This is a genomic window from Mycobacterium sp. 141 (assembly GCF_000382405.1).
In the GTDB taxonomy this organism is placed as follows: domain Bacteria; phylum Actinomycetota; class Actinomycetes; order Mycobacteriales; family Mycobacteriaceae; genus Mycobacterium.
Map to the genome: position 1 here is coordinate 490,880 of NZ_KB908255.1, position 23,668 is coordinate 514,547.

Here is a 23,668-nt window from a genome sequence, read left to right on the forward strand (position 1 = left end):
CATTGTGGCTGATCCTGCCCGCGCGAAGAGGCTCGCCAAGCGGATCTCCACGATCGTCGCCTCGACCATCGAGTACGAGATCAAGGATCCGCGGCTGGCCGGTGTCACGATCACCGATGCGAAAGTGTCGGGTGACCTGCATGACGCCACGCTGTACTACACGGTGCTGGGGCAGACGCTGGACGACGCGCCGGATTACGCCGGCGCGGCGGCCGCCTTGGAGAAGGCCAAGGGCGTGCTGCGGACCAAGGTGGGCGCCGGGACCGGGGTGCGGTTCACCCCGACCCTGGCGTTCGTCCGCGACACCGTGCCCGATGCGGCGCACCGCATGGAGGAGCTGCTGGCCGCCGCGCGGGCCGCGGATGAGGATTTGGCAAGAGTTCGGGAGGGCGCCAAACATGCCGGCGACGCCGACCCGTACCGTGTGAGCGGGGCGGAGGACGCGAACGGGCCTGCCGACGGGGCAGACACAGAGGACGCCGGTGACAGTTACGGATTCCAAGACCGAACATATGGCGACTGACATCGTCGCCCCCGGTGTGCGCGTCGACGCGCACGGGGCTGTCGAGCTGTTGTCGGTCGCGTCGAGCATCAGTGTGGTGTGCCACATCTATCCCGATGCCGACACCATCGGTGCGGGGCTGGCGCTGGCTCAAGTCCTCGAAGCGGCGGGCAAACACGTCCAGGTCGCGTTCGCGGCTCCCGAGACATTGCCCGAGTCCTTGCAGACACTGCCCGGTGGCCACCTGCTGGTGGTACCGGAAGGTGTTCGTGAGGATGCCGATCTGGTTGTCACCGTCGACATCCCGAGCATCAACAGGCTCGGCGCGCTGAGCGATCTCGCTGAGGGCGGGCGGGAGGTGCTGGTCATCGACCATCACGCCTCCAATCAGCTGTTCGGAACCGCCAACTACGTCGATCCAACAGCGGACTCCACCACCATGCTGGTGGCCGAGATCCTCGACGCGTGGGACAAGCCGATCGACCGGCAGGTCGCCCATTGCCTGTACGCAGGTCTGACCACCGACACCGGATCGTTCCGTTGGGCCAGTGCGCGGGCTCACCGGCTCGCCGCACGGCTCGTCGAACTGGGCGTGGACAATGCCTCGATCAGCCGTGCGCTGCTCGATACCCATCCGTTCGCTTGGCTGCCGATGCTGTCGCGCGTGCTGTCCTCGGCGCAGCTCTGTCCGGAGGCCCTCGACGGTCGCGGCCTGGTGTACGTCGTTGTCCCGCACTCCGAGTGGTCGGGTGCCCGGCCCGAGGAAGTCGAGAGCATCGTCGATATCGTTCGCACCACGCAGCAGGCCGAGGTCGCCGCGGTGTTCAAGGAGATCGAGCCGCAGCACTGGTCGGTGTCGATGCGAGCCAAGTCGGTCAACCTCGCCCAGGTCGCCAGCTCGTTCGGTGGTGGCGGTCACCCCCATGCGGCCGGATACTCGGCCACGGGCCCTGTCGACGATGTGATCCGGGCGCTGCAGGCTGCTCTTGGTTGAGCCGGAAGGCGATCTGCCCGTCGTACCCGCGACGAGTCGGCGTATCGCTGCGTTGGCGTTCCCGGCGCTCGGAGTGCTGGCGGCCGAACCGCTCTATCTGTTGTTCGACACCGCGATCGTCGGGCGGTTGGGTGCGGTCAGCCTGGCCGGCTTGGCCATCGGTGGTCTGGTCCTCAATCTGGTCGGTTCGAATCTGACCTTTCTGTCCTACGGAACCACGGCGCGATCGGCTCGATTCTTCGGAGCCGGGGATCGGACGGCCGCGGTCGGCGAGGGTGTTCAAGCCACCTGGCTGGCCGTGGCGATCGGATTGGTGCTGTGCGCCGTCGTGCAGGTTGTCGCGGCTCCGCTGCTGACGGTGATCGCCGGTGGCGGCGCGATTGCGCAGGCGGCGCTGCCGTGGCTGCGGATCGCAGTCTTCGGCGCGCCCGCGATCCTGATCTCGATGGCCGGCAACGGTTGGATGCGCGGTGTGCAGGACACCGTCCGGCCATTGCGCTACGTGATCGCCGGGTTTTCGGTGTCGGCGGTGTTGTGTCCGCTGCTCGTCTACGGCTGGCTGGGGATGCCGCGGTTGGAGTTGGTCGGCTCGGCCGTCGCGAATCTGGTGGGGCAGTGGGTGGCGGCGGTCCTGTTCATCCGGGCGTTGCTCTCAGAGCGGGTGCCGCTGCGGTTGCGCCCGTCGGTGCTTCGCGCCCAGGTGGTGCTGGGCCGGGACTTGTTGTTGCGGACCATGGCGTTTCAGGCGTGTTTCGTGTCCGCGGGAGCAGTCGCGGCCCGATTCGGCGCGGCCGCTGTGGCCGCTCACCAGGTGGTGCTGCAGCTGTGGAGTTTCCTTGCGCTGGTGCTCGATTCACTGGCGATCGCGGCGCAGTCGTTGGTGGGTGCCGCGCTGGGTGCGGGGCAACTCGACCACGCCAAAGTGGTGGCCTGGCGCGTGACGTTGTTCTCGACGGCGGCCGGTGCGGTACTGGCGGCGGTGTTCGGGATCGGGGCCCACGTGCTGCCCACATTGTTTACCGATGATCGGTCGGTCCTCGACGAGATCGGCGTGCCGTGGTGGTTCCTCGTAGCCCAATTGCCCGTCGCTGGAATCGTTTTCGCCCTCGACGGAGTTCTGCTCGGCGCCGGCGACGCCAAATTCATGCGCAATGCCACGCTGATCAGCGCGCTGGCCGGCTTCCTGCCGCTGGTCTGGCTGTCGCTGATCTTCGGCTGGGGCCTACTTGGCATCTGGGCCGGACTGAGCACCTTCATGGTGCTGCGGTTGGTGTTCGTCGGCTGGCGGGCCTTATCGGGCCGCTGGCTGGTGGCGGGCACGGCCTGAGCGACGACCATCGGCGAGCTTGGGGTCCGCGCAGTTCACTCCAACGCTGGTGAACGACGCCCATCCCGGTGCTCGGCCAGATCGCTTGTGCCCCAGTGCGTCGACGTCATCATGCGGCGAGCTGGAGGTTTCGCAAAGTGGCCGACGGGGTACAGGCGTTCGAGCGATGCATCTGCGCATTGCACGGAGTCCAGGAGCCTGCGATGATCCACGACCTGATATTGGCCGCTCAAACCCAACCGGAAGCCGCAGGATTCATCCTCCGTGGTCTCAAAGGCATCGTGGTCGCAATCGGGAGCATCGTGGCGGCGGTGATCTGCGCGGTCATCGCCGGGTTCAAAGGACGTAGCGTCATAGGTTGGGGAATTCTGGGACTGTTCTTTTCGATTATCACCCTGATCGTGGTCATTGTGATTCCGTCGAAGAAATCTTGACGAGCTCGGGTAAGGGACGCTCGTACCGAACCAACCCACGCGGAAGCTGCAGAGCCGGCCCATATCGCCTAGGCGACGGATGGTGGGGACTTGACCCGTTGGGCCCGCTGTTGCGATTGGGGCACAACGGTATTCACGGGCGACCCTCCACCCCGTGTGGATTCAAACCACATCGGACCACCCATACAGCAGTGCGGCCGCTACCGTGCCGGGCCACCGACACACTGGTAAAGCCCTTGTCGCGACACAACGCGCCGAACGATTCGGCCTGCTGCTCTGTCCAGCCGTGACTGTCCGATCCGGTTGCGCCGGCGGCTACCTGCCGCTCGATCGCGATCAACCGCCCACCCGGCACCAGCACGCGGCGTACCTCGGCGAGCGCCCTGTCGACATCCTGCCAGTGGTGCACCGTGGCCAGTGCCCACACCATCGTGGCGGAGTCGGCACCCATTGGCAACGCTTCGGCGGTGCCCTCGCTCCAGGTGATGTCCGCGTGCCTCGGCGTGATCGCGGCCGCGATGCGGAGCATGACCGACGACGGGTCGACACCCGTCACACGCGCCCCGCGCCGGGCCGCGACCCGCGCGGCGGTGCCAGGTCCGCAACCCACATCCACCACATGATCTTTGGACGAAACCTGCGCGATAGCGGTGACCAACCTCGCCCTGGACCGGCCCACCACGAGGAACCGCAACCCGCATAGCACACCGCCGACACCTGCGAAACCGGGGTAATCGGCGTGGTGGTTGACGGCTTGTGCGTCCGACGCATCATTCATAGGTAGACCTTGCCGGTTCAACGTGGGTTGAAGTCAAATGGCGGCATGGATGTGATCTCGATCGGCGAGGCGGCTGCGCGGCTGCGGATGAGTCCCTCGGCATTGCGCTACTACGACGAGCGCGGACTGGTGCGCCCCCGGCTGCGCCGAGCCGGTAAACGCATGTACGGGCCCCAAGAACTTCGTCGGCTCGCGTTGCTCAAGATCGTGCACCAGATGGGGCTTCCACTCGACACTGCGGCGGCCGTGCTGGACGCGTCGAGTGAGCAGTGGCGCCAGACGGTCCGGGACCAGATCGCCGCGCTGGACCGGGTGATCGCACAAGCACAAGGGGCACAGCAGTTTCTGACGCATGCACTGCACTGTCCGTCCGATCATCCCGCCCGCGACTGTGTCACGATGACAGCCGTCCTGGACCGGCTCGTCGACGGGATGAGCGTCGAGGAAATCGCCACTGACAAGACCGCGCTCGGTTGGCTGGCCGCCGACTGAGTCTCAGCGCACCTGGCAGCGGCACCGCGTCGCGGTTGGCGGCGATGCCGGCACGGCGGGAGGACAAGGTGCAGGCCCGGTCGTTGTGTGAGATCGGCCTGACCCGATGCGCCTATCGTGGGACTCATGTGTCGCAACATCACCGAACTGCGCGGCCTGCAACCGGCCGCCACAGCCGAGGAGATCGAGGCCGCTGCCCGCCAGTACGTCCGTAAGGTCAGCGGGATCACGCGGCCGACCGGAGCCAATATCGACGCGTTCGAAGCGGCCGTCGCCGAGGTCACTGCGACCACCAGACGGCTGCTGGACGGGCTGGCGCCACGGCGTCAGCCGCCCAAAACGGTTCCGCCGCTGCGTCGCCCGGAGGTACAGGCCAGGCTGGCGGCCAGGTGAATGCCCCGGCGCTCAAGGAGTGGAGTGCGGCAGTACATGCGCTGCTCGACGGGCGCCAGACTGTGCTGCTGCGTAAGGGCGGCATCGGCGAGAAACGGTTCTCGGTCGCCGCGCCCGAGTTCTTGCTGTTCCCGACGATCGCGCACAGCCACGCAGAGCGGGTGCGCCCCGAACACCGCGACCTGATCGAAGCCGCCGCTGCGGATAGCACCGATGCTGCTGTGACCATCCGTGCTGCGGCGAAAGTGGTTGCGGCCGTGGAGGTCAACCACCCTGAGGCGATCGACGAGATCGACGATCTGCACATCTGGACCGCCGAGTCGGTACGGGCCGACCGCTTGGATTTCCGCCCGAAGCACCGGCTGACGGTATTGGTGGTGCAGGCCCGTGCGCTCACCGAACCCCTCGCGCTGGTCCGAACCCCCGAATTCGCGGGCTGCAAGAGCTGGGTGGAGCTGATGGACGAAGTGGGCCCCCGCAGCGCGGCAGCGGCCGTACACGACGATGCGGCACTGCAGCGCATCGCCGAGCGTGTGCGCGCCTCAGTGGGCTGACGGCGGGCGCGGGCCGGCGGGAAGCACGAGCCGGGACGCACCGTTTTGGTCGTGATGCACGGTGTGGGTGGCACGGATCAGCCGGCAACCGGAGATCGGTGGCTCGCCGGTGCCGAGATTGCGCGCATACCGTGGATGAGACCCGCCCGCCACCAGCAACCGAATCCGCGATCCCGCCGCGAATCTGTGTGCAACAGCGTCGAATTCGATTCGGATGAGACCGGACTGCTCGGTACGTCGGACGAACGCATCGGTCACGTTGCGCGAGTGGCCCTTGGCGTCCACCTCGCTGATCCGGACGAACACGTCGTGGTTCGGGTTGTCGCAGCTGTGCTGCAGTTCGGCCACCGCGGCGCCGACCATATACAGATCGGCGGGCAGCGGGTCACCGGTGTAGGCCAGCACATCGGCGCGCCGGGCCAGCCGAGTGTCGTCGCGATACCCAGCCCTGCGCGTCAGCAACCGACCGCCGACAGTCGGGGTGGGGCTGGCGGGGTCGTAGACGAATGTCCTGGGCCGATCAGGCGGCGCGCTCGGCGCCGGCGGACGGTCCGACAGCCAGCCTGTGGGCTGCAGGAACAGCTCGTGCTCCGGCATCGCCGGCGGCCAATCGGGCAGGTCCACCCAGTCGGACCCGTTGATGTAGGCGCGCACAATGGCGCGGCGAGTCTCGGCCCGCCCCGTCAGATGAGTGCCCAGCCAGTCCAGCGATTCGCCGACGACGGTCCGCAGGCCCTTGGTCAGTAATTGTGAGTGGGTCCACGGTCCGACAGTCAGCGCCACCGGCACCCCGCGCCCGCGCAGTTGTCGGTACTGCTGCAGGGTCTGGTCCAGGAACAGGTCCTGCCAGCCGCTGAGCAGCAGGATCGGGACCTCCACGCGGTCGAGTGCCTCGGTGAACCGCAGTGCGTCCCAGAAAGGATCCTCGCGGTCGGGATGCTCCAGCCACGATTCGAACCAGGGGGCGCCGCTGCCGAGCAGCTCGCGGCCGGCCGCGCCCATCGGCAGCCCAGTGGTCGCCCGGGCAAGCTCCGCGGGGCCCCGGACCTGACGGGTCAGTGCCTGCACCAGACCCGGCTCCTCCTGGCGGGCCACCATCGCACTCCAGCCCAGGAAGTCGTTGAGGGTGAATGAGCCGGTGCCCCACGCCGACTCGCTGAAATCGTGGGGACCGACGATGATGACCGCCGCCTTCATCTCCGGTGGCGGATCGACCAGCAGAGCCCACTGCGTGAAGCCGAGATAGGACTGGCCAACCGTGGCGAACGAGCCGGTGAACCAGGGTTGCCCGCGCAGCCACGCCACGGTGTCGGCGCCGTCGGCCATCTCGTGGACCATCGGCGTGAACTCGCCGCCCGAGCCGAACGTCCCGCGCACACTCTGCAACACCACGTGATAGCCGCGGGCGGCATAGACGTGTGCGAACACCGCCGAGAACGGGAGCCTACGGCCGTAGGGCCCGCGAACCAGCAGGGTACCTGCAGGTGCGGCGGTGTCCGGCGAATAGTGGTCGGCGACCAACTCGATGCCATCGCGCATCGGCACGCGCAGCCCACGCCGCACGGTGTAGGACGTTTCGGGGGGTGGCAGGCCGAGCAGGCGACTGACTGCCCTGCCGGCGTGCCGGCGGAATCCTGCTTTGCCGGCGTGCCGGTGGAATCGCGTCACCGCACCAGGCTACGGATCAGAAGGCGCCAGCTCGTGGGCCACTGCAGAGTTGGCGAGGATCTCCCCGGCTTGTTGAAAGCAGCGGGCAGCGGGCTCGACCGTAGACGAGAACCTGTTCCAGTCCGGGGTGTGGGGACGGCATTCGGCACGCGGTTAGGCTGATCCGTTGTGGTGATGCAACCGTGGTGATGGACCAGGAGTCGAGGGACCGGCAGCCGATCCTGTGGGCAATCAGCGATTTACACACCGGCCACACCGGAAACAAGCCCGTCACGGAATCGCTCTACCCGTCCACGCCGGATGACTGGCTGATCGTGGCAGGCGACGTGGGGGAGCGCACTGACGAGATCCGCTGGACCCTGGACCTGCTGCGGAAACGTTTCGCGAAGGTGATCTGGGTGCCCGGGAACCATGAGCTGTGGACCACCAACAAAGACCCGATGCAAATCTTCGGCAGGTCCCGTTACGACTATCTGGTCGACATGTGTGACCAGATGGGCATCGTCACCCCCGAACATCCCTTCCCGGTCTGGACCGAGCAAGGTGGCCCGGCCACCATCGTGCCGATGTTTCTGCTGTACGACTACACGTTCTTGCCCGCCGGTACGGCGACCAAGGCCGAGGGCCTGGCGGTGGCGCGAGAGCGCAACGTGGTGGGTACCGACGAGTTCCTGCTGTCGTGTGAGCCGTACGCGACCCGCGACGCGTGGTGCCGTGACCGGGTCAAGCAGACTCGCGAGAAGCTCGAAGACCTCGACTGGATCACGCCGACCGTTCTGGTCAATCACTTCCCGCTGGTGCGGGAACCCTGCGATGCGATGTTCTATCCCGAGTTCTCGTTGTGGTGCGGGACCACTGCGACCAAGGACTGGCACATCCGGTACAACGCCATTTGCTCGGTTTACGGGCATCTGCATATTCCTCGCACCACCTGGTACGACGATGTGCGCTTCGAAGAGGTGTCGGTTGGCTACCCGCGGGAGTGGCGCCGGCGCAAGCCCTACCGGTGGCTGCGGCAGATCCTGCCCGATCCGAAATACGCACCGGGCTATCTCAACGAGTTCGGCGGTCATTTCGAGATCACCCCGGAGATGCGAGCTCATGCCAAGCAGGTGCAGGACCGGATTCAATCGAGGAGAGCATGAGCGGCATGCTGCTCACCCAGGTGCTGCCCGATGCGGTGGCGTCTGCCGAGTTGTACGACGATCCTCCCGGGTTGTCACCGCTGCCGGAAGAGGAACCACTCATCGCGCGGTCAGTGGCCAAGCGTCGCAACGAGTTCGTCACCGTGCGTTACTGCGCGCGTCAGGCATTGGGGGAGCTTGGCATCGGACCCGTCCCGATCCTCAAGGGGGACAAAGGCGAACCGTGCTGGCCTGACGGTGTGGTCGGTAGCTTGACGCACTGCACGGGATTTCGCGGTGCGGTCGTGGGCCGTACGGCCGAGGTCCGGTCGGTCGGGATCGACGCCGAGCCCCATCACGTCCTGCCGGACGGGGTGCTCGACGCGATCACGGTGCCGGCCGAACGCACCGAGTTGGGCGGCCTGCCCGATGGTCTGCACTGGGATCGAATCCTGTTCTGCGCCAAGGAGGCAACCTACAAGGCGTGGTTTCCGCTGACGCACCGCTGGCTGGGCTTCGAGGATGCGCACATCACCTTCGCGGTTGATGATTCCGGTACCACCGGCGGCTTCTGGTCGGAAATCCTCATCGATCCGGCCGCCGAGCACGGTCCGCCGCTCAGCCTGCTCGAAGGTCGTTGGTCGGTCCGTGACGGTGTGACGCTGACGGCGATCGTGCTGTGAATATGCCTGCGCACGCGGGGAACAACCCAAACCCGAGCCCGGGTTTGGTGATCGTCGACAAGCCGGCTGGGATGACCAGCCACGACGTGGTCGGCCGATGCCGTCGGCTGTTCGGTACCCGCAAGGTCGGCCATGCCGGCACCTTGGATCCCATGGCCACCGGAGTGCTGGTGATCGGTATCGAGCGGGCCACCAAGATCCTGGGTCTGCTGACCGCCACCGACAAGTCCTACAGTGCGACCATCCGGCTGGGTCAGACCACCAGCACTGAAGACGCCGAAGGTGAAGTGCTGCAGACCGTCTCGGCTGCGCATGTCACCGATACGCACATTGCCGACGCAGTGGCGGCGCTCCGCGGCGAGATCCAGCAGGTGCCGTCGGCGGTGAGCGCGATCAAGGTCGACGGTCAGCGGGCCTACAAGCTGGCCAGGGAAGGCCAGATCGTCGAGTTGGCCGCACGCCCGGTGCGGATCGACCGATTCGATGTGCTCGCCGTCAGGCACATCGACGACTTCGTCGACGTGGACGTCGACGTGGACTGTTCGTCGGGCACCTACATCCGGGCGCTCGCGCGCGACGTCGGCGCGGCACTCGGCGTCGGGGGCCACCTGACGGCGTTACGGCGAACCAAAGTCGGTCGCTACGGACTCGACGAGGCGCGCACTCTCGACGATCTCGCCGAGCAGGCGCGGCTGAGTTACTCGCTCGACGAGGCTTGCCTGGTCGGGTTTCCACGCCGTGATCTGAGTGCGGACGAAACCGAGGACACCAGGCATGGCAGGTCGTTGAAACCTGCCGGCATCGACGGCGTCTACGCGGCAACTTCACCTGACGGCCAGGTCATCGCACTGCTGCAGGACGGTTCGTTACGGACCAAGTCGGTAGTGGTGTTGCGGCCGGCAACCCTGTAGACCGCGGATTTCTCGATTCGGATCGGTCGGGCTACCGGGGTGCGCCGACGAACGGAATCGATGCCGGTGCCGCGACATCTGCTGCGGCGCCGAACAATCCACGCTTGCGTAGGATCGGCACCACGCCCTCACCGAACCAGTACAGCTCTTCGAGGTGCGGATAGCCCGAGAAGATGAACTCCTCGATGCCGAGCGCGGAGGTCAGGCGACGACCCAGATCGCTTCTGCCGCAGGGCTGCCCAGCTCGACCGTGACTTCGGTAGCGGAATCGCACGCGGTGCCCGGCTGCTCTATCGCCACCGAGATCATGCCCGCGAAATCCCGTCGGGCCAGCACCCGCAACCGTGAGTCGAGGCTGATGCCGACGCTGTCGAAGTACCGCAGCATCTCAGGATCGGCGTCGGAGATTCGTGCCACCGTGCCGGCGTCGCCGTTTTGACAGACCGAAAGTTGACGGGCCGGCGGCGTCGGTACTTGACCGTCGGCGCCCGGGATCGGATCGCCGTGCGGGTCCCGGGTCGGGAAGCCGAGCTTGGCGTCGATGCGGTCGAGCATCCGGTCGCTCACCGCATGCTCAAGGACTTCGGCTTCGTCGTGCACCTCGTCCCAGCCGTAGCCGAGCTCCTGGACGAGAAAGGTCTCCATCAGCCGGTGCCGGCGCACCATCGCGAGGGCGGCCTGGCGGCCGGCCTCGGTCAGCGTCACCGCACCGTACTTCTCGTGGTCTACCAGGCCTTGATCGGCGAGCTTGCGGATCGATTCGGAGGCCGTGGAGGCCGATACGCCCATCCGCTCGGCCAGCAGCTTCGTGCTGACCTTCTCGCGTGACCATTCCTGCGCCGTCCAGATCACCTTCAGATAGTCCTGGGCAACCGTCGAGAGGTCGTGATGGTTACCGGAAGGGCTCACAGTGAGGAAGTTTAGGCAATCATCACCTCATCCGGGCACTAGAGCAGATCCTGGCGCGGGCGGGCCGTAGGCTAACTGCTGTGCAGCGCTGGCGTGGGCAGGAAGAGATCCCCACGGACTGGGGCAGATGTGTGGTAACCATCGGGGTGTTCGACGGTGTGCATCGTGGACATGCCGAGCTGATCAGTCATGCGGTGAAAGCGGCCAGATCCCGCGGGATACCGGTGGTGCTGATGACCTTCGACCCCCATCCGATGGAAGTGGTGTTCCCGGGCAGTCATCCGGCGCAGCTCACCACGCTGGCCAGACGCGCCGAGCTCATCGAGGAGCTCGGTGTCGACGTGTTTCTGGTGATGCCGTTTACCTCGGACTTCATGAAGCTCGCCCCCGAGCGCTACATCCACGAGCTGCTGGTGGAGCATCTGCATGTGGTGGAGGTGGTCGTGGGGAAGAACTTCACCTTCGGCAAGAAGGCCGCAGGCAATGTCGACATGCTGCGCGCCGCCGGTGAGCGCTTCGGCTTCGCGGTCGAGGCGATGTCGTTGGTGACCGAACCTCTCGACCCCGAGCACCGCCATGAGCATGTCACCTTCTCGTCCACCTACATCCGGTCCTGTGTCGATGCCGGTGACGTGGTCGCGGCCGCCGAGGCGCTGGGCCGGCCGCATCGTGTCGAGGGTGTCGTGGTGCGTGGCGACGGCCGCGGCCGGGTGCTGGGATTCCCCACCGCCAACGTGGCCCCGCCGATGTACTCGGCGATTCCGGCCGACGGCGTATACGCGGCGTGGTTCACGGTGCTGGGCCACGGGCCGATGATGGGCACGGTCATTCCCGGGGAGCGGTACCAGGCGGCCGTGTCGGTCGGCACCAATCCGACATTCTCCGGCCGCACGCGCACCGTGGAGGCGTTCGTCCTCGACACCAGTGCCGATCTGTACGGCCAGCACGTGGCAGTCGACTTCGTGGCCCGCATCCGCGGCCAGGAGAAGTTCAATTCGGTCGACGACCTGGTGGTGGAGATGAGGGCCGACACCGAGCGCGCGCGATCGATTCTTTCTGCGCACTCAAGCTGAATTCGCGGCTCGCCGCCCAAGCTGAATTCGCGGCTCGCCGCCCAAGCTGAATTCGCGGCTCGCCGCCCAAGCTGAATTCGCGGCTCGCCGCGGCCCACTGCTAAGCTTTCCGGCGATCCGGCACACGCTGCAGGCCGCGGTGGCTGTGTCGAGAATATGTTCGCGGACCGATTTGATGGAGTTGTTTTAGTGGCGCTTACCGCCGAGCAGAAAAAAGAAATCCTGGGCTCCTACGGCCTGCACGAGACCGACACCGGTTCGCCGGAGGCTCAGGTTGCGTTGCTGACCAAGCGGATCTCGGACCTGACCGAGCACCTCAAGGCACACAAGCACGACCACCATTCGCGGCGCGGACTGTTGCTGCTCGTGGGGCGGCGTCGCCGGCTGCTCAAGTACGTTGCGCAGGTCGACGTCGAGCGTTACCGCTCGCTGATCGAGCGCCTCGGGCTGCGTCGCTGACGCAGCGTCCATGGCATCAGAACGGCGGCCGCCTCTTCGGGGCGACCGCCGTTCTGCTTTGTAGCCCTCCTGCCCGTGTTCACGGGCGGCATAGAACAGCAGTTCACCGTATGTGCGGATGACGTTGCGTAAGCAGCGCCGCGATGGCGATCGGGCTGTTACTGCCGTGTACCATGGGTGCGTTCGACAGCCATTCGAACATGGGTGCGGTACCTGCATATCGGCGGGTGCCGTTCCTGCGAGTCACATAGGACCCGCCCGATCGGGCGGTCTTCGGTAGTGGCCGCCGGGAACTCCAGAATTGGGGTATGTCCGGCCGCTTCGATCGACGGCCGTAGCCGTATCGAGGTCTGTGGTATTCACCGGCGTGACGACGCGAAACAACGACTGAGTGAATCAGAGAGGCCACCGGACTAAATGTCTGCAGTTGAACTTGAAGACGGTGTGTTCGAATCCACCGCCGTCATCGACAACGGGTCGTTCGGCACCCGCACCATCCGCTTCGAGACCGGAAGACTGGCCAAGCAGGCCGCCGGCTCGGTCGTCGCATATCTCGATGACGAGACGATGCTGCTGAGCGCCACCACCGCCAGCAAGAACCCCAAGGACCACTTCGACTTCTTCCCGCTGACGGTCGACGTCGAGGAGCGCATGTATGCCGCGGGCCGTATCCCCGGCTCGTTCTTCCGCCGCGAAGGTCGTCCGTCCACGGATGCGATCCTGACCTGCCGTTTGATCGACCGTCCGCTGCGTCCGTCGTTCGTCGACGGTCTGCGCAACGAGATCCAGGTCGTGGTGACCGTGCTGAGCCTGGACCCCAAGGATCTGTACGACGTGCTGGCGATCAACGCGGCTTCGGCGTCCACCCAGCTGGCGGGCCTGCCGTTCTCCGGCCCGGTCGGCGGGACTCGCGTTGCCCTCATTGATGGTCAGTGGGTTGCGTTCCCGACCGGCGAGCAGTTGGAGAAGGCCGTGTTCGACATGGTCGTTGCCGGGCGAATCGTCGGAGATGGCGACAGCGCCGATGTGGCGATCATGATGGTCGAGGCCGAGGCGACCGAGAAAGTCATCGAGCTGGTGGCCGGTGGTGCGCAGGCGCCGACCGAGGCTGTCGTCGCCGAGGGACTCGAGGCTGCCAAGCCGTTCATCAAGGTGCTGTGCGCCGCTCAGCAGGAGCTGGCCGAGGCTCTGTCAGCCAAACGGGTCAAGGAGCCGATTGATTACCCGGTCTTCCCCGACTACGCCGAGGATGTCTACGACTCGGTCGCGTCGGTGGCCACCGACGCTCTGTCGGAGGCGCTGACCATCGCCGGCAAGAATGAGCGCAACGAGCGCACCGACGAGATCAAGGTTGACGTATTGGAGCGCCTGGCCGGGGCCGCTGGGAACTTCGCCGGCCGCGAGAAGGAAATCGGTGCCGCGTTCCGGTCGCTGACCAAGAAGCTTGTGCGCCAGCGTATCCTGACCGATCACTTCCGCATCGACGGCCGCGGCATCACCGATATCCGTGCCCTGAGTGCCGAGGTTGCCGTGGTGCCCCGGGCACATGGCAGCGCGCTGTTCGAACGCGGCGAGACCCAGATCATGGGTGTCACCACGCTGGACATGGTCAAGATGGCTCAGCAGATCGACTCGCTGGGACCCGAGACCACCAAGCGCTACATGCACCACTACAACTTCCCGCCGTACTCGACCGGTGAGACCGGTCGTGTCGGCTCGCCCAAGCGCCGCGAGATCGGCCACGGTGCGCTCGCCGAGCGGGCGCTGGTGCCGGTGCTGCCCAGTGTGGAGGAATTCCCCTACGCGATCCGGCAGGTGTCCGAGGCCCTGGGCTCCAACGGCTCCACCTCGATGGGTTCGGTGTGCGCCTCGACGCTGTCGCTGCTCAACGCGGGTGTGCCGCTGAAGGCTCCGGTCGCGGGCATCGCGATGGGTCTGGTGTCCGACGACGTCGAGAACGACGGCAAGACCGAGCGTCGGTTTGTGGCGCTGACCGACATCCTCGGTGCCGAGGATGCCTTCGGCGACATGGATTTCAAGGTCGCGGGCACCAAGGACTTCGTCACCGCGTTGCAGTTGGACACCAAGCTCGACGGTATCCCGTCGAAGGTGCTCGCCGGGGCGTTGAGCCAGGCGAAGGATGCGCGTCTGACCATCCTCGAGGTGATGGCCGAGGCCATCGACAGCCCCGACGAGATGAGCCCGTACGCGCCGCGGATCACTACCATCAAGGTGCCCGTGGACAAGATCGGCGAGGTCATCGGGCCCAAGGGCAAGATGATCAACTCGATCACCGAGGAGACCGGCGCGCAGATCTCCATCGAGGACGACGGCACGGTGTTCGTCGGCGCCGCGGACGGTCCGTCCGCTCAGGCCGCGATCGACAAGATCAACGCGATCGCCAACCCGCAGCTGCCGAAGATCGGCGAGCGGTTCCTCGGCACCGTGGTCAAGACCACCGATTTCGGTGCGTTCGTCTCACTGTTGCCCGGTCGCGACGGTCTGGTGCACATCTCCAAGCTGGGCCGCGGCAAGCGCATCGCCAAGGTCGAAGATGTCGTCAAGGTCGGCGACAAGCTGCAGGTGGAGATCGCCGATATCGACAACCGCGGCAAGATCTCGCTGATCCTGGTGGCCGAAGAAGCAGAAGAGACCGCAGAGTCGGCTGCACCTGCCGATGCCGCGCCCGCCGAAGCCTGATCGCAAGGCGTCGAAACTGGATACCTCGCAGGTCCGCCGGACCATACTGCCCGGCGGACTGCGGGTGGTCACGGAGTACGTCCCGTCGGTGCGGTCCGCATCGGTGGGCGTGTGGGTGGGCGTCGGTTCTCGCGACGAAGGTCGGAGTGTCGCGGGTGCCGCCCACTTTCTGGAACACCTGCTGTTCAAATCGACGCCGTCGCGTAGTGCGGTGGATATCGCACAGGCCGTCGACGCCGTTGGCGGCGAGCTGAACGCGTTCACCGCGCGCGAGCACACCTGCTACTACGCGCATGTCCTCGACACCGACCTGGAACTGGCGGTCGACCTCGTCGCGGACGTGGTGCTGCGCGGGCGGTGTGCCGCCGAGGATATCGAGGTCGAGCGTGACGTGGTGCTCGAGGAGATCGCCATGCGCGACGATGATCCCGAGGACACCCTGGGCGATGTGTTTCTGTCGGCGATGTTCGGCGATCACCCGGTGGGACGACCGGTGATCGGGAGCATCGAGTCGATCTCGGAAATGACTCGGGCGCAGCTGCATTCATTTCACATTCGGCGGTATACGCCAGACCGGATGGTGGTGGCGGTCGCCGGAAACGTCGACCATGACGTGGTGGTGGCATTGGTCCGGGAGCATTTCGGGCCGAGGCTGGTGGCCGGTCGTACGGCGATTCCGCCCCGCAAGGGTTCGGGCCGGGTCATCGGGCACCCTGTCCTGGAAGTGATCGAACGCGATGGTGAGCAGACTCATCTTTCGATGGGTGTGCGCACCCCGGGCCGCCACTGGGAGCACCGGTGGGCGCTTTCGGTACTCAACACCGCACTCGGTGGTGGTCTGAGTTCCCGTCTGTTCCAACAGATTCGGGAAACCAGGGGACTGGCCTACTCGGTGTATTCGACGGTGGACACCTTCTCGGACAGCGGCGCGTTCTCGGTATACGCCGGGTGCCAGCCCGAGCGGTTCGACGAGGTGGTCCGGGTAACCACCGACGTGTTGGAAACTGTTGCACGCGACGGTATTACCGCGGACGAATGCCGCATCGCCAAGGGATCGTTGCGTGGCGGCCTGGTGCTCGGGCTGGAAGACTCGGCGTCACGCATGCACCGGATCGGCCGCAGCGAACTCAACTACGGTGAACACCGAAGTCTGGAGCACACATTGGCCCAGATCGAGGCCGTGACGCTAGACGAGGTCAATGCCGTCGCGCGCCAGCTGCTGACCCGGGAATACGGCGCAGCGGTGCTCGGCCCGTCGGAAATGGCTCTGCCGCAAAGGCTTCAGGCCATCGCCGGTTGACGCGCACATGCAGGTAGTCTGGGCTCGATGACTGGACTCTCGCGGCGCAAGGTACTCGTCGGATCGCTGGCGGCAGTGGCTGTGGCCGGCATCGGAGCGCCGGCGGCGTCGGCAGCGCCCCTGGACGACCAGATCGCGGGCCTCGAACAGCGCAACAATGCGTTGATCGGCATCTTCGCCGCCAACGTGGATTCGAATCGCACGGTCGCCCACCGGGCCGACGAGACGTTCGCGATGTGTTCGACGTTCAAGGGCTACGCCGTTGGACGTGTGCTGCAACAGGTCGATCGTGGGCAGTTGGCACTCGACACCCGGATATTCATCGACCCGAGTGCGATCGTCGCCAACTCGCCCGTGACCGAGGAACGGGCGGGCGCAGATATGACGATCGGCGAACTGTGCCAGGCTGCCCTGCAGCACAGTGACAACACCGCGGGGAACCTGCTGCTCAAGATGATTGACGGGCCGCCGGGTGTCACGGCCTTCGCCCGTAGCATCGGTGACGACCGCACCCGCCTGGACCGGTGGGAAACCGCGCTGAACTCCGCCATCCCCGGTGATCTGCGGGACACATCGACGCCCGCGGCGCTTGGTGCTGGATACCGTGCGTTGCTGACCGCAGATGTACTGAGCCGCCCGCAACGTCAGCAGCTTGAGGACTGGATGCGGGGCAATGAGACATCGAGCCTGCGGGCGGGCCTGCCCGCAGGCTGGACCAGCGCCGACAAGACCGGCAGCGGTGATTACGGCAGCACCAACGATGTCGGCGTCGCTTACGGCCCGGACGGGCAGCGGTTGCTGCTTGCGGTGATGACGCGATCGCGGGCCGATGATCCGGAGGCAGCCAACCTGCGACCGCTCATCGGTGAGCTGACGGCGTTGTTGGTGCCGTCATTGCTCTGAGTTACCAAGGCCGATGCACGTGGCAAATGTCCGGCAGAAAGCCGCCGAGTTCGGGCGCGACCCCCGGGCCCGACCACAGTCGCTGATGAACTCCAGTCCTGGGTTGATGCAACAGATTTGGACGGTTTCAATCTCATCGCGGCGACCACCCCGGCAGCTATAGGGATTTCACCGAATACGTCATCCCCGAGCTGCGGAGCCGTGGTGTCTGTAAGCAGGGCTATACGCCGGGGACCTACCGTAACAGGCTCACCGGTCGTGGTGATCGTCTGCCGACCGAACACCCTGCGGCGCAATACCGATTCGGCTGAAGCGAAGCGGTGGGGTGGAATTCTGCTGCGGCGGAATCAATTTCAGCCTTGCCCCGGAGTTGGTCGTACCGCTGGGGTGCCCTAGACAAGTGGCAGTGAGTTGTCGCGGTGCAGAACGAAGAAGTAGGGCTGTGATCCCCGCAGATCCATCGCCCCGATCACCGCAACGTCGGAGAGCTTGCGGAACACATCGTTGATGGGCAACTGGTCGTAGATCATCGTCGCCGTGTCGGTGCCGCGATAGCGCGTAGTGCGTAGCCGCGCCTTCGCCGAGCGGGTCTGCAAGACCGGACGCAACGCCGCGATCACCCTCGACATCGGCAACGACAACGGCAACTTGGAGGTGACGCCGAGACCACCGAACGCCAATGCCGGGTTGAGTGCCCACAGGCCCGTGTTGTCTTTGGTGGGAAACAGCAGCGGATGGACGGTCTCGGCATCGACGAACCGCTTGCCCCACCAGCCGCTGGCGGCCAGGAGTCCGTCCATCGGATGACCGGTCGGGACTTCGTCGCCGTGCCAGGTGCCGATCATGAAGGCCGGGTCGACCGCCTCGGCGGCGTCGAAGATCTCCAGAGCCTCGTCCGTGGTCGTCGGAACATTCGGTAACACTTCCTGCAACAGCATGTATCCCAGGGTACTTGACACGTGTCAAGCGGGGCTGCCGGGCCGAGCGTTGGGTTTCATGTTCTTACAGCAGAGTTGCCGGGTCGGTGTAGGGCAAGCCGAGATCCGCGGCGACCTGCTCGGACAGGAGGGCGCCCCCATGGGTCGACAGACCCTTGGCCAGCGCGGCGTCACTCGCGCACGCCGCCTTCCAGCCCTTGTCGGCCAGCTTCAGCACGTACGGCATGGTGGCGTTGGTCAGCGCGAAGGTCGAGGTACGGGGCACCGCGCCGGGCATGTTGGCCACGCAGTAGAACACGGTGTCGTGCACGGCGAAGGTCGGGTCGTCGTGGGTGGTGGGGTGTGAGTCCTCGAAGCAGCCACCCTGGTCGATGGCGATGTCGACCAGGACCGCGCCCGACTTCATATGGGCGACAGTCGAATTGGTAATCAACTTGGGGGCCTTGGCGCCCGGGATGAGTACCGCGCCGATCACCAGGTCTGCGCGCTTGACGGCTTCCTCGAGCTCGAGGCTCGACGAGTAGCGGGTCTCGATGCTGTTGCCACACTCGTTGTCGATCTTGCGCAGCGTGGTGATGTTGAGGTCGAACACCGTGACGTGGGCGCCCATGCCCTTGGCGATGCGGGCGGCGTTGTAGCCGGCGACGCCACCGCCGATGACGACGACCTCCGCTGGTGCGACGCCGGGGACGCCCCCCATGAGCACACCGCGGCCGTTGTGGCTACGCATCAGGTGATAGGCACCGACTTGAGCTGAGAGCCGGCCGGCGACCTCGCTCATCGGAGCCAGCAACGGCAATGCACCGTCGGGTGTCTGCACGGTCTCATAGGCGATCGAGGTGATGCCCGAGGCGAGCAGTGCGTCGGTGCACGACCGCGAGGCGGCCAAATGCAGGTAGGTGAACAGGATCTGATCCATGCGCATGCGGGCGTACTCAGCTTCGATGGGCTCCTTGACCTTGAGCAGCAGCTCGGCATCGGCCCAGACCTGGTCTGCGGTGGTGACGATCTCCGCGCCGGCGGCCTTGAAGTCGTTGTCCGAGATGGCCGAGCCCTCACCGGCGCCCGCCTGAATGATCACGTCGTGGCCGCGGCGAGTCAGTTCGGCAACGCCGGCCGGGGTGGCTGCGACGCGGTACTCGTTGTTCTTGATCTCGGTGGGGATACCGACGAGCATGATCGCTCCTCCAAAGTTGGTCTCTGAAACAAGTGTGAAGAAAATTCGGACTGTGAGCAATATCTCCGATAAGGATTCGTTACAGTACATGTGTGAACGAAGGATCGGCGAGTAGGGAAGGGGGTTCCGTCCGCTCGCCGAAGGATGTTCGGCAGCCTGGCATCGATGAGGTTGACCGGCGGATTTTGCTGGCTCTGCATGCCGATGCGCGGATCTCCAACAGTGCTTTGGCCGACGCCGTCGGGATCGCCGCGTCTACTTGTCACGGGAGGGTTCGACGCCTTCAGGAGATCGGGGTCATCCGGGGCTTCTACACCGATATCGATCCCGCTGCCGTGGGCCTGGGGCTGCAGGCGATGATCTCGGTCAGCCTGCAGTCGAATGCACGGGGGAAGATCCGAAGCTTCATTGCGCAGATCCGCAAACGGCCACAGGTGATGGACGTCTACTTCCTGGCCGGTGGTGACGATTTCATCCTGCACGTCGCTGCGCGCGATACCGACGACCTGCGGGCGTTCGTGGTCGAGAACCTCAACGCCGATACCGATGTCGCCGGGACCCAGACGTCATTGATCTTCGAACATCTGCGCGGTGCGTCACCCTTGTGATCGCAAGATCAGTCCGTAGCCGTCATCGCGGGTGAGGCGCAATTCATCGGCGTCGATTGAGCTACGGACATGTCCGCCCAGCACGTTGAGCACAGCTTGCTGGATTTCGCCCGCCCCTGCCGGGCACGGGTTTCCCTGACCCGCCAGTGGTCCGAACGCAATATCACCGGGTGCGTTGGCAAGGTCGGCATGGCCTGTGATGTGGTTGCAGCCGGTCCAGCCCGTGACCGCGCCGTCGGCGTTGATCATGAGTGTCGGCCGAGCCCGTTCCAGTGCGATGGACGTCGAAATCGCTTGGGGTGAGACCAGACTCTGCACCAGCCATACGGTGCCAGTCAGCGGGCGGTCCGGGTCGACCACCTTTTTGTCCTTCATGGTCACAGTGGCGGCCGTGGTCTTGAGCGTGAGCGTATCGCCGGTGAGTGACCACGAAGGACCGGGTTGGAAGAATTTCGACACCCAGGTATCGGCATCCCCGAGTGGTGGCGGGCAGGCCATCATCGTGCTGGCCAGCTGGGTCACGACGCGTCCGCCGGATAGATCCGCGGTGCCCGAGCCATGGTTGCAGCCTGCGAACGTGCTGATCCGGTTCCCGTGGAACTTGACCGTCAACGGCCCACCTCCGGGGATCTGGTCACCGTCGACGGATATCGACACGAAAGTCCGGCCCTCGGGGGTCGTCGGGTTGTCGGCACCTACGGTGCCCGAGCAACCAGCAAGAGCCAGGGCGGCGGCAAGTGCGGCAGGGAGTGAACGCATACCCTACCGTAACGACCGGCCGATGCTCATATCCGGCTCGGTCAATCACGCTGATGGACAGTCGGTTTCGTCGTCACCGCTGTCTTCGGTGAAGTAGGTGGTAGGTGTTGATGCGGGATTGGCCGGTGTCCAAGAGGGCTGGTGGTATCCATTCGCAGCGGCCGTGGGTGTTGATGCGGGTGGTCCATTTGCCGGGGCCGACGAGGCGTTGATGGGGCCCACATCCCAACGCGAGGTCGGTGATGTTGGTGAGCCCGCCTTGGGCGAAGTCCTGGTTGGCGTGATGGGCCTGGCAACGGTCACCGGAGGCGGTGCAGCCGGGGCGGGTGCAGCCGCGGTCGCGGGCGAAGAGCACCAGCCGTTGTCCCGGTGAGGCGATGCGTTTACTGCGGCCGAGGTAGAGCGGGACGTTGGTGTGTTTGTCGAAGACGGCCAGGTAGTGATGGGCGTGGGCGGCCAGGCGGATCACGTCGGAGATGGGTAGTTTCGACCCGGTGGTGGTGACCGCGACCCCGGCGCCGGCTTCGAGTTCGTGCAGGGTGGTGGTGATCACGATCGATACTGGTAGTCCATTGTGTTGACCGAGTTCCCCGGACATCAGGGCGTGTCGGCCGAGGGTGAGTAGGGCGTCGTGGGTGCGTTGGCTACTGGTGCGGGTGTCGGTGTCGATCTGTTCTTGGGTGGGTGTGCCACTAACACACGGGGTTTGGTCGTCGGGGTTGCACATGCCGGGGGCACCCCATTTCCCGATGACCGCGCCGAGGGTGGCGCCGAGTTCGGGGGTCATTCGGCCGCGGATGGTGCGGGTGCCGTCGGGTTGTTGCGGGCCGAGGACGATGCTCCGCTGGTGGGCGGCCAGGTCCTCCACCGGTTCGTCGCCGTCCTGGTTGAGTAGGTACAGGGCTTCAGCGACAGCCTGGCGCAACACGTCGGGGCAGTCGGCTGCGGCGACGGCCACCAGCTTTTCTTCAAATTTCTGTCGTCGCTCGGTGTCAACCCAGGCAGGACACTCGGTGAAAAACTTCTCCAACTCCTCGATGTGGTCTGGGGTCAGCCAACCCCCGGCCTGGGCGGCGGCGGTCGCTTCCCGCAGCGGCGGCATGGGTTGGCCGGTCAGAGTGGTGCGGGGGCCCAGGGTGATGGCATCCCGATATCGTCGGCGGGCCTCTTTCTGCGAGATGCGCAACCGGATCCGCAATACTTCGGGCCAGGACTTCGCCCCGATCTTGGCGGGGGTGCTCTGATCGGACAGGGCGGTGATCGCGGCATGCTCGACGGTCGGCAACAGGTTGCGAGCATTCTGGATCCCCGAGCACACGTCCAGTAGGTCCGCCGTCGACAGTGACCCCCACGGCAGGTCGCGCACCTCGGTGATCGCTGCGCGTAATGCAGCGAGTTTTGCGGCGACCGACCCCTCCATGATTCGAACATACTTTCGACCACCGACAAGAACCCATGCACCATGAAATGTGACCAGTGGTGCCAACGAGGCCACATTGACCGAAGTTGTTTCCTGCCGAGCGCCGATACCAGCATGGTGCAGGGCAGTAGGCTGCAACCCATGCGAGTTGGGGTTCTGGGTGCTAAGGGAAAAGTCGGCGCGGCGATGGTGTACGGGGTCGAGCACGCCGAGGATCTGACGTTCTCGGTCGGGGTGGACATCGGTGATTCACTGAGTCTGTTCACCGATTCCAACACCGATGTGGTCATCGACTTCACCCATCCCGACGTGGTGATGGACAATCTGAAGTTTTTGATCGACAACGGAATTCACGTTGTCGTTGGCACTACCGGCTTCACCGCGGAGCGGCTGGCCCAGGTGCAGGCATGGCTGAAGGACAAGCCTCAGGTGGCGGTGCTCATCGCGCCGAACTTCGCCATCGGCGCAGTGCTGTGCATGCAGTTCGCGAAGCAGGCCGCGAAGTACTTCGACTCGGTCGAGATCATCGAGTTGCATCATCCGTACAAGGCTGACGCGCCTTCGGGCACCGCGGCACGTACTGCCGAACTTATCGCCGAGGCGCGAAAAGGGTTGCCGCCCAACCCGGACGCCACCAGCACTGGACTTGAGGGTGCCCGTGGTGCCGACGTCGGTGGCGTACCTGTGCATTCGGTTCGGCTGGCCGGTCTGGTAGCCCACCAGGAGGTGCTGTTCGGGACCGTGGGGGAGACCCTGACCATCCGGCACGACAGCCTGGATCGCGCATCGTTCGTTCCCGGAGTGCTGCTGGCGGTGCGGAATGTACGGAAGCGGCCCGGGCTCACCATCGGCATTGAGTCGCTCCTCGACCTCTCGTGACAGACGGCGCGCGTTCGCTGCGCATCCAATTGTTGATCGGCTTCATGTGCCTGGCGCTGATTGTGTACTTCCTCATGCTGGGCCGCACCGCAGTCTTCTTCGTCGGCTCCGGTAAGCCTGCGGCGATCGGACTCGGGCTGGCGCTGCTGGTATTTCCACTAATCGGTGCGTGGGTGTTGGTCACCACGCTGCGTGCCGGGTTCGCCCATCAGCGGCTCGCCCGGCTGGCTCGGGAGTTGGGTATGGATTTAGATGTCAGTTGCTTGCCGCACCGCCCATCGGGGCGAGTCGAACGGGACGCCGCGGACGCCCTGTTCGTCACTGTGAAAGACGAGTTGGAGGCCGATCCCGACAACTGGGTGCGCTGGTACCGGCTGGCGCGGGCCTACGACTACGCGGGTGACCGCAGCCGGGCGCGTGACGCCATGCGCACCGCTGTCCAGATGCAGGAGCGTGCCTAAGATGCCCACGCTGCTCATCGTCCACCACACGCCGTCGCCGCACTGCCAGGAGATGTTCGAGGCGGTGCTTGCCGGGGCCACGGACCCGGAGATCGAGGGCGTCGAGGTGGTGCGTCGCCCCGCGCTCACGGTCTCGCCGGCCGATGTGCTCGCCGCCGACGGTTACCTGCTCGGCAGCCCCGCCAACCTCGGCTACATCAGCGGTGCGCTCAAACACTTATC

At 65.5% G+C, this 23,668-nt stretch carries 25 protein-coding genes and 2 pseudogenes; 19 read left to right on the forward strand and 8 right to left on the reverse strand.

The window, feature by feature from the left end; genetic code table 11:
• Positions 1–4 precede the first annotated feature (4 nt).
• The 4 genes from rbfA (at position 5) to H276_RS0102470 (ending at position 3,257) form a co-directional block, all read left to right on the forward strand.
• Complete coding sequence (rbfA, locus tag H276_RS0102455; protein ID WP_019969721.1) at positions 5–523, forward strand: 30S ribosome-binding factor RbfA; 519 nt, start codon at positions 5–7, stop codon at positions 521–523.
• Positions 513–1,496, forward strand: coding sequence for a bifunctional oligoribonuclease/PAP phosphatase NrnA (locus tag H276_RS0102460; protein ID WP_019969722.1), 984 nt, complete (start codon positions 513–515; stop codon positions 1,494–1,496). The genes rbfA and H276_RS0102460 overlap by 11 nt, the downstream gene beginning before the upstream one ends.
• Positions 1,489–2,823 (forward strand): MATE family efflux transporter, encoded by a 1,335-nt coding sequence (locus H276_RS0102465; RefSeq protein ID WP_019969723.1) that lies wholly within the window; start codon positions 1,489–1,491, stop codon positions 2,821–2,823. The genes H276_RS0102460 and H276_RS0102465 overlap by 8 nt, the downstream gene beginning before the upstream one ends.
• A gap of 203 nt (positions 2,824–3,026) precedes the next feature.
• Positions 3,027–3,257 (forward strand): hypothetical protein, encoded by a 231-nt coding sequence (locus H276_RS0102470; protein ID WP_026356507.1) that lies wholly within the window; start codon positions 3,027–3,029, stop codon positions 3,255–3,257.
• Between the two features lie 133 nt (positions 3,258–3,390).
• Here H276_RS0102470 and H276_RS0102475 read toward each other — a convergent pair whose 3' ends face one another.
• A complete protein-coding gene (locus H276_RS0102475; protein ID WP_019969725.1) occupies positions 3,391–4,035 on the reverse strand; it encodes a class I SAM-dependent methyltransferase in 645 nt (214 codons plus the stop codon).
• 45 nt (positions 4,036–4,080) lie between these two features.
• Between H276_RS0102475 and H276_RS0102480 the strand changes: the two genes are divergently transcribed.
• From H276_RS0102480 to H276_RS0102490, 3 genes are all read left to right on the forward strand, one after another.
• Positions 4,081–4,527: a MerR family transcriptional regulator gene (locus H276_RS0102480; RefSeq protein ID WP_019969726.1), complete on the forward strand. Its 447-nt coding sequence runs from the start codon at positions 4,081–4,083 to the stop codon at positions 4,525–4,527.
• A 126-nt stretch (positions 4,528–4,653) separates the two neighbouring features.
• Entirely contained in the window at positions 4,654–4,920 is a 267-nt protein-coding gene (locus H276_RS0102485; protein ID WP_019969727.1) for a DUF2277 domain-containing protein, read from the forward strand.
• Positions 4,917–5,474 (forward strand): DUF1802 family protein, encoded by a 558-nt coding sequence (locus H276_RS0102490; RefSeq protein ID WP_019969728.1) that lies wholly within the window; start codon positions 4,917–4,919, stop codon positions 5,472–5,474. The genes H276_RS0102485 and H276_RS0102490 overlap by 4 nt, the downstream gene beginning before the upstream one ends.
• Here H276_RS0102490 and H276_RS0102495 read toward each other — a convergent pair.
• Entirely contained in the window at positions 5,463–7,142 is a 1,680-nt protein-coding gene (locus tag H276_RS0102495; RefSeq protein WP_019969729.1) for a CocE/NonD family hydrolase, read from the reverse strand. The genes H276_RS0102490 and H276_RS0102495 overlap by 12 nt on opposite strands.
• Positions 7,143–7,330: 188 nt before the next feature.
• Between H276_RS0102495 and H276_RS0102500 the strand changes: the two genes are divergently transcribed.
• The 3 genes from H276_RS0102500 to truB are packed head-to-tail and all read left to right on the forward strand — an operon-like array spanning position 7,331 to position 9,860.
• Entirely contained in the window at positions 7,331–8,287 is a 957-nt protein-coding gene (locus H276_RS0102500) for a metallophosphoesterase (protein WP_019969730.1), read from the forward strand.
• Positions 8,284–8,949 (forward strand): 4'-phosphopantetheinyl transferase, encoded by a 666-nt coding sequence (locus H276_RS0102505; RefSeq protein WP_019969731.1) that lies wholly within the window; start codon positions 8,284–8,286, stop codon positions 8,947–8,949. Before H276_RS0102500 ends, H276_RS0102505 begins: the two co-directional genes overlap by 4 nt.
• A 2-nt stretch (positions 8,950–8,951) precedes the next feature.
• Positions 8,952–9,860: a tRNA pseudouridine(55) synthase TruB gene (truB, locus tag H276_RS0102510; protein WP_051111361.1), complete on the forward strand. Its 909-nt coding sequence runs from the start codon at positions 8,952–8,954 to the stop codon at positions 9,858–9,860.
• A gap of 31 nt (positions 9,861–9,891) precedes the next feature.
• On the opposite strand, the pseudogene H276_RS25160 reads toward truB, so the two are convergent.
• A pseudogene (locus tag H276_RS25160) lies at positions 9,892–10,053 on the reverse strand (alkanesulfonate monooxygenase); the annotation flags it as partial.
• Positions 10,054–10,061: 8 nt separating this feature from the next.
• Positions 10,062–10,769 carry a manganese-binding transcriptional regulator MntR gene (gene mntR, locus H276_RS0102520; RefSeq protein WP_019969734.1) on the reverse strand — a complete coding sequence of 236 codons (708 nt, stop codon included), beginning with the start codon at positions 10,767–10,769 and terminating at the stop codon, positions 10,062–10,064.
• Between the two features lie 80 nt (positions 10,770–10,849).
• On the opposite strand from mntR, the gene H276_RS0102525 reads away from it, so the two are divergent.
• From H276_RS0102525 to bla, 5 genes are all read left to right on the forward strand, one after another.
• On the forward strand, positions 10,850–11,842 hold the full coding sequence (locus tag H276_RS0102525; RefSeq protein WP_026356510.1) for a bifunctional riboflavin kinase/FAD synthetase: 993 nt from the start codon (positions 10,850–10,852) through the stop codon (positions 11,840–11,842).
• Positions 11,843–12,031: 189 nt separating this feature from the next.
• Positions 12,032–12,301, forward strand: a complete 270-nt coding sequence (gene rpsO, locus H276_RS0102530) for a 30S ribosomal protein S15 (RefSeq protein ID WP_019969736.1) — start codon at positions 12,032–12,034, stop codon at positions 12,299–12,301.
• 417 nt (positions 12,302–12,718) lie between these two features.
• Positions 12,719–15,001, forward strand: a complete 2,283-nt coding sequence (locus tag H276_RS0102540) for a polyribonucleotide nucleotidyltransferase (protein ID WP_019969738.1) — start codon at positions 12,719–12,721, stop codon at positions 14,999–15,001.
• Positions 14,979–16,301, forward strand: a complete 1,323-nt coding sequence (locus H276_RS0102545; protein ID WP_019969739.1) for a pitrilysin family protein — start codon at positions 14,979–14,981, stop codon at positions 16,299–16,301. The genes H276_RS0102540 and H276_RS0102545 overlap by 23 nt, the downstream gene beginning before the upstream one ends.
• A 27-nt stretch (positions 16,302–16,328) precedes the next feature.
• A complete protein-coding gene (gene bla, locus H276_RS0102550; RefSeq protein WP_019969740.1) occupies positions 16,329–17,204 on the forward strand; it encodes a class A beta-lactamase in 876 nt (291 codons plus the stop codon).
• Between the two features lie 392 nt (positions 17,205–17,596).
• Here bla and H276_RS0102555 read toward each other — a convergent pair whose 3' ends face one another.
• The gene (locus H276_RS0102555; protein ID WP_019969741.1) at positions 17,597–18,142 is read right to left on the reverse strand and encodes a DUF4334 domain-containing protein; all 546 of its coding nucleotides are present in this window, start codon (positions 18,140–18,142) and stop codon (positions 17,597–17,599) included.
• Between the two features lie 64 nt (positions 18,143–18,206).
• Positions 18,207–19,319 carry an alanine dehydrogenase gene (gene ald, locus H276_RS0102560; RefSeq protein WP_019969742.1) on the reverse strand — a complete coding sequence of 371 codons (1,113 nt, stop codon included), beginning with the start codon at positions 19,317–19,319 and terminating at the stop codon, positions 18,207–18,209.
• A gap of 92 nt (positions 19,320–19,411) precedes the next feature.
• Between ald and H276_RS0102565 the strand changes: the two genes are divergently transcribed.
• Positions 19,412–19,927 (forward strand): Lrp/AsnC family transcriptional regulator, encoded by a 516-nt coding sequence (locus H276_RS0102565; protein WP_026356512.1) that lies wholly within the window; start codon positions 19,412–19,414, stop codon positions 19,925–19,927.
• On the opposite strand, the gene H276_RS0102570 is transcribed toward H276_RS0102565, so the two are convergent.
• Positions 19,916–20,686 carry an META domain-containing protein gene (locus H276_RS0102570; protein WP_019969744.1) on the reverse strand — a complete coding sequence of 257 codons (771 nt, stop codon included), beginning with the start codon at positions 20,684–20,686 and terminating at the stop codon, positions 19,916–19,918. The two genes, H276_RS0102565 and H276_RS0102570, sit on opposite strands and share 12 nt — an antisense overlap.
• Before the next feature lie 73 nt (positions 20,687–20,759).
• Positions 20,760–22,106, reverse strand: coding sequence for an HNH endonuclease signature motif containing protein (locus tag H276_RS22455; RefSeq protein WP_019969745.1), 1,347 nt, complete (start codon positions 22,104–22,106; stop codon positions 20,760–20,762).
• 141 nt (positions 22,107–22,247) lie between these two features.
• Between H276_RS22455 and dapB the strand changes: the two genes are divergently transcribed.
• The 3 genes and pseudogenes from dapB to H276_RS0102590 all read left to right on the forward strand — a co-directional run.
• Entirely contained in the window at positions 22,248–22,985 is a 738-nt protein-coding gene (gene dapB, locus H276_RS0102580; RefSeq protein ID WP_026356513.1) for a 4-hydroxy-tetrahydrodipicolinate reductase, read from the forward strand.
• Positions 22,982–23,446 carry a hypothetical protein gene (locus H276_RS0102585; protein WP_018600679.1) on the forward strand — a complete coding sequence of 155 codons (465 nt, stop codon included), beginning with the start codon at positions 22,982–22,984 and terminating at the stop codon, positions 23,444–23,446. The genes dapB and H276_RS0102585 overlap by 4 nt, the downstream gene beginning before the upstream one ends.
• Position 23,447: 1 nt before the next feature.
• Positions 23,448–23,663, forward strand: a pseudogene (locus H276_RS0102590) (flavodoxin family protein); the annotation flags it as partial.
• Positions 23,664–23,668: the final 5 nt, after the last annotated feature.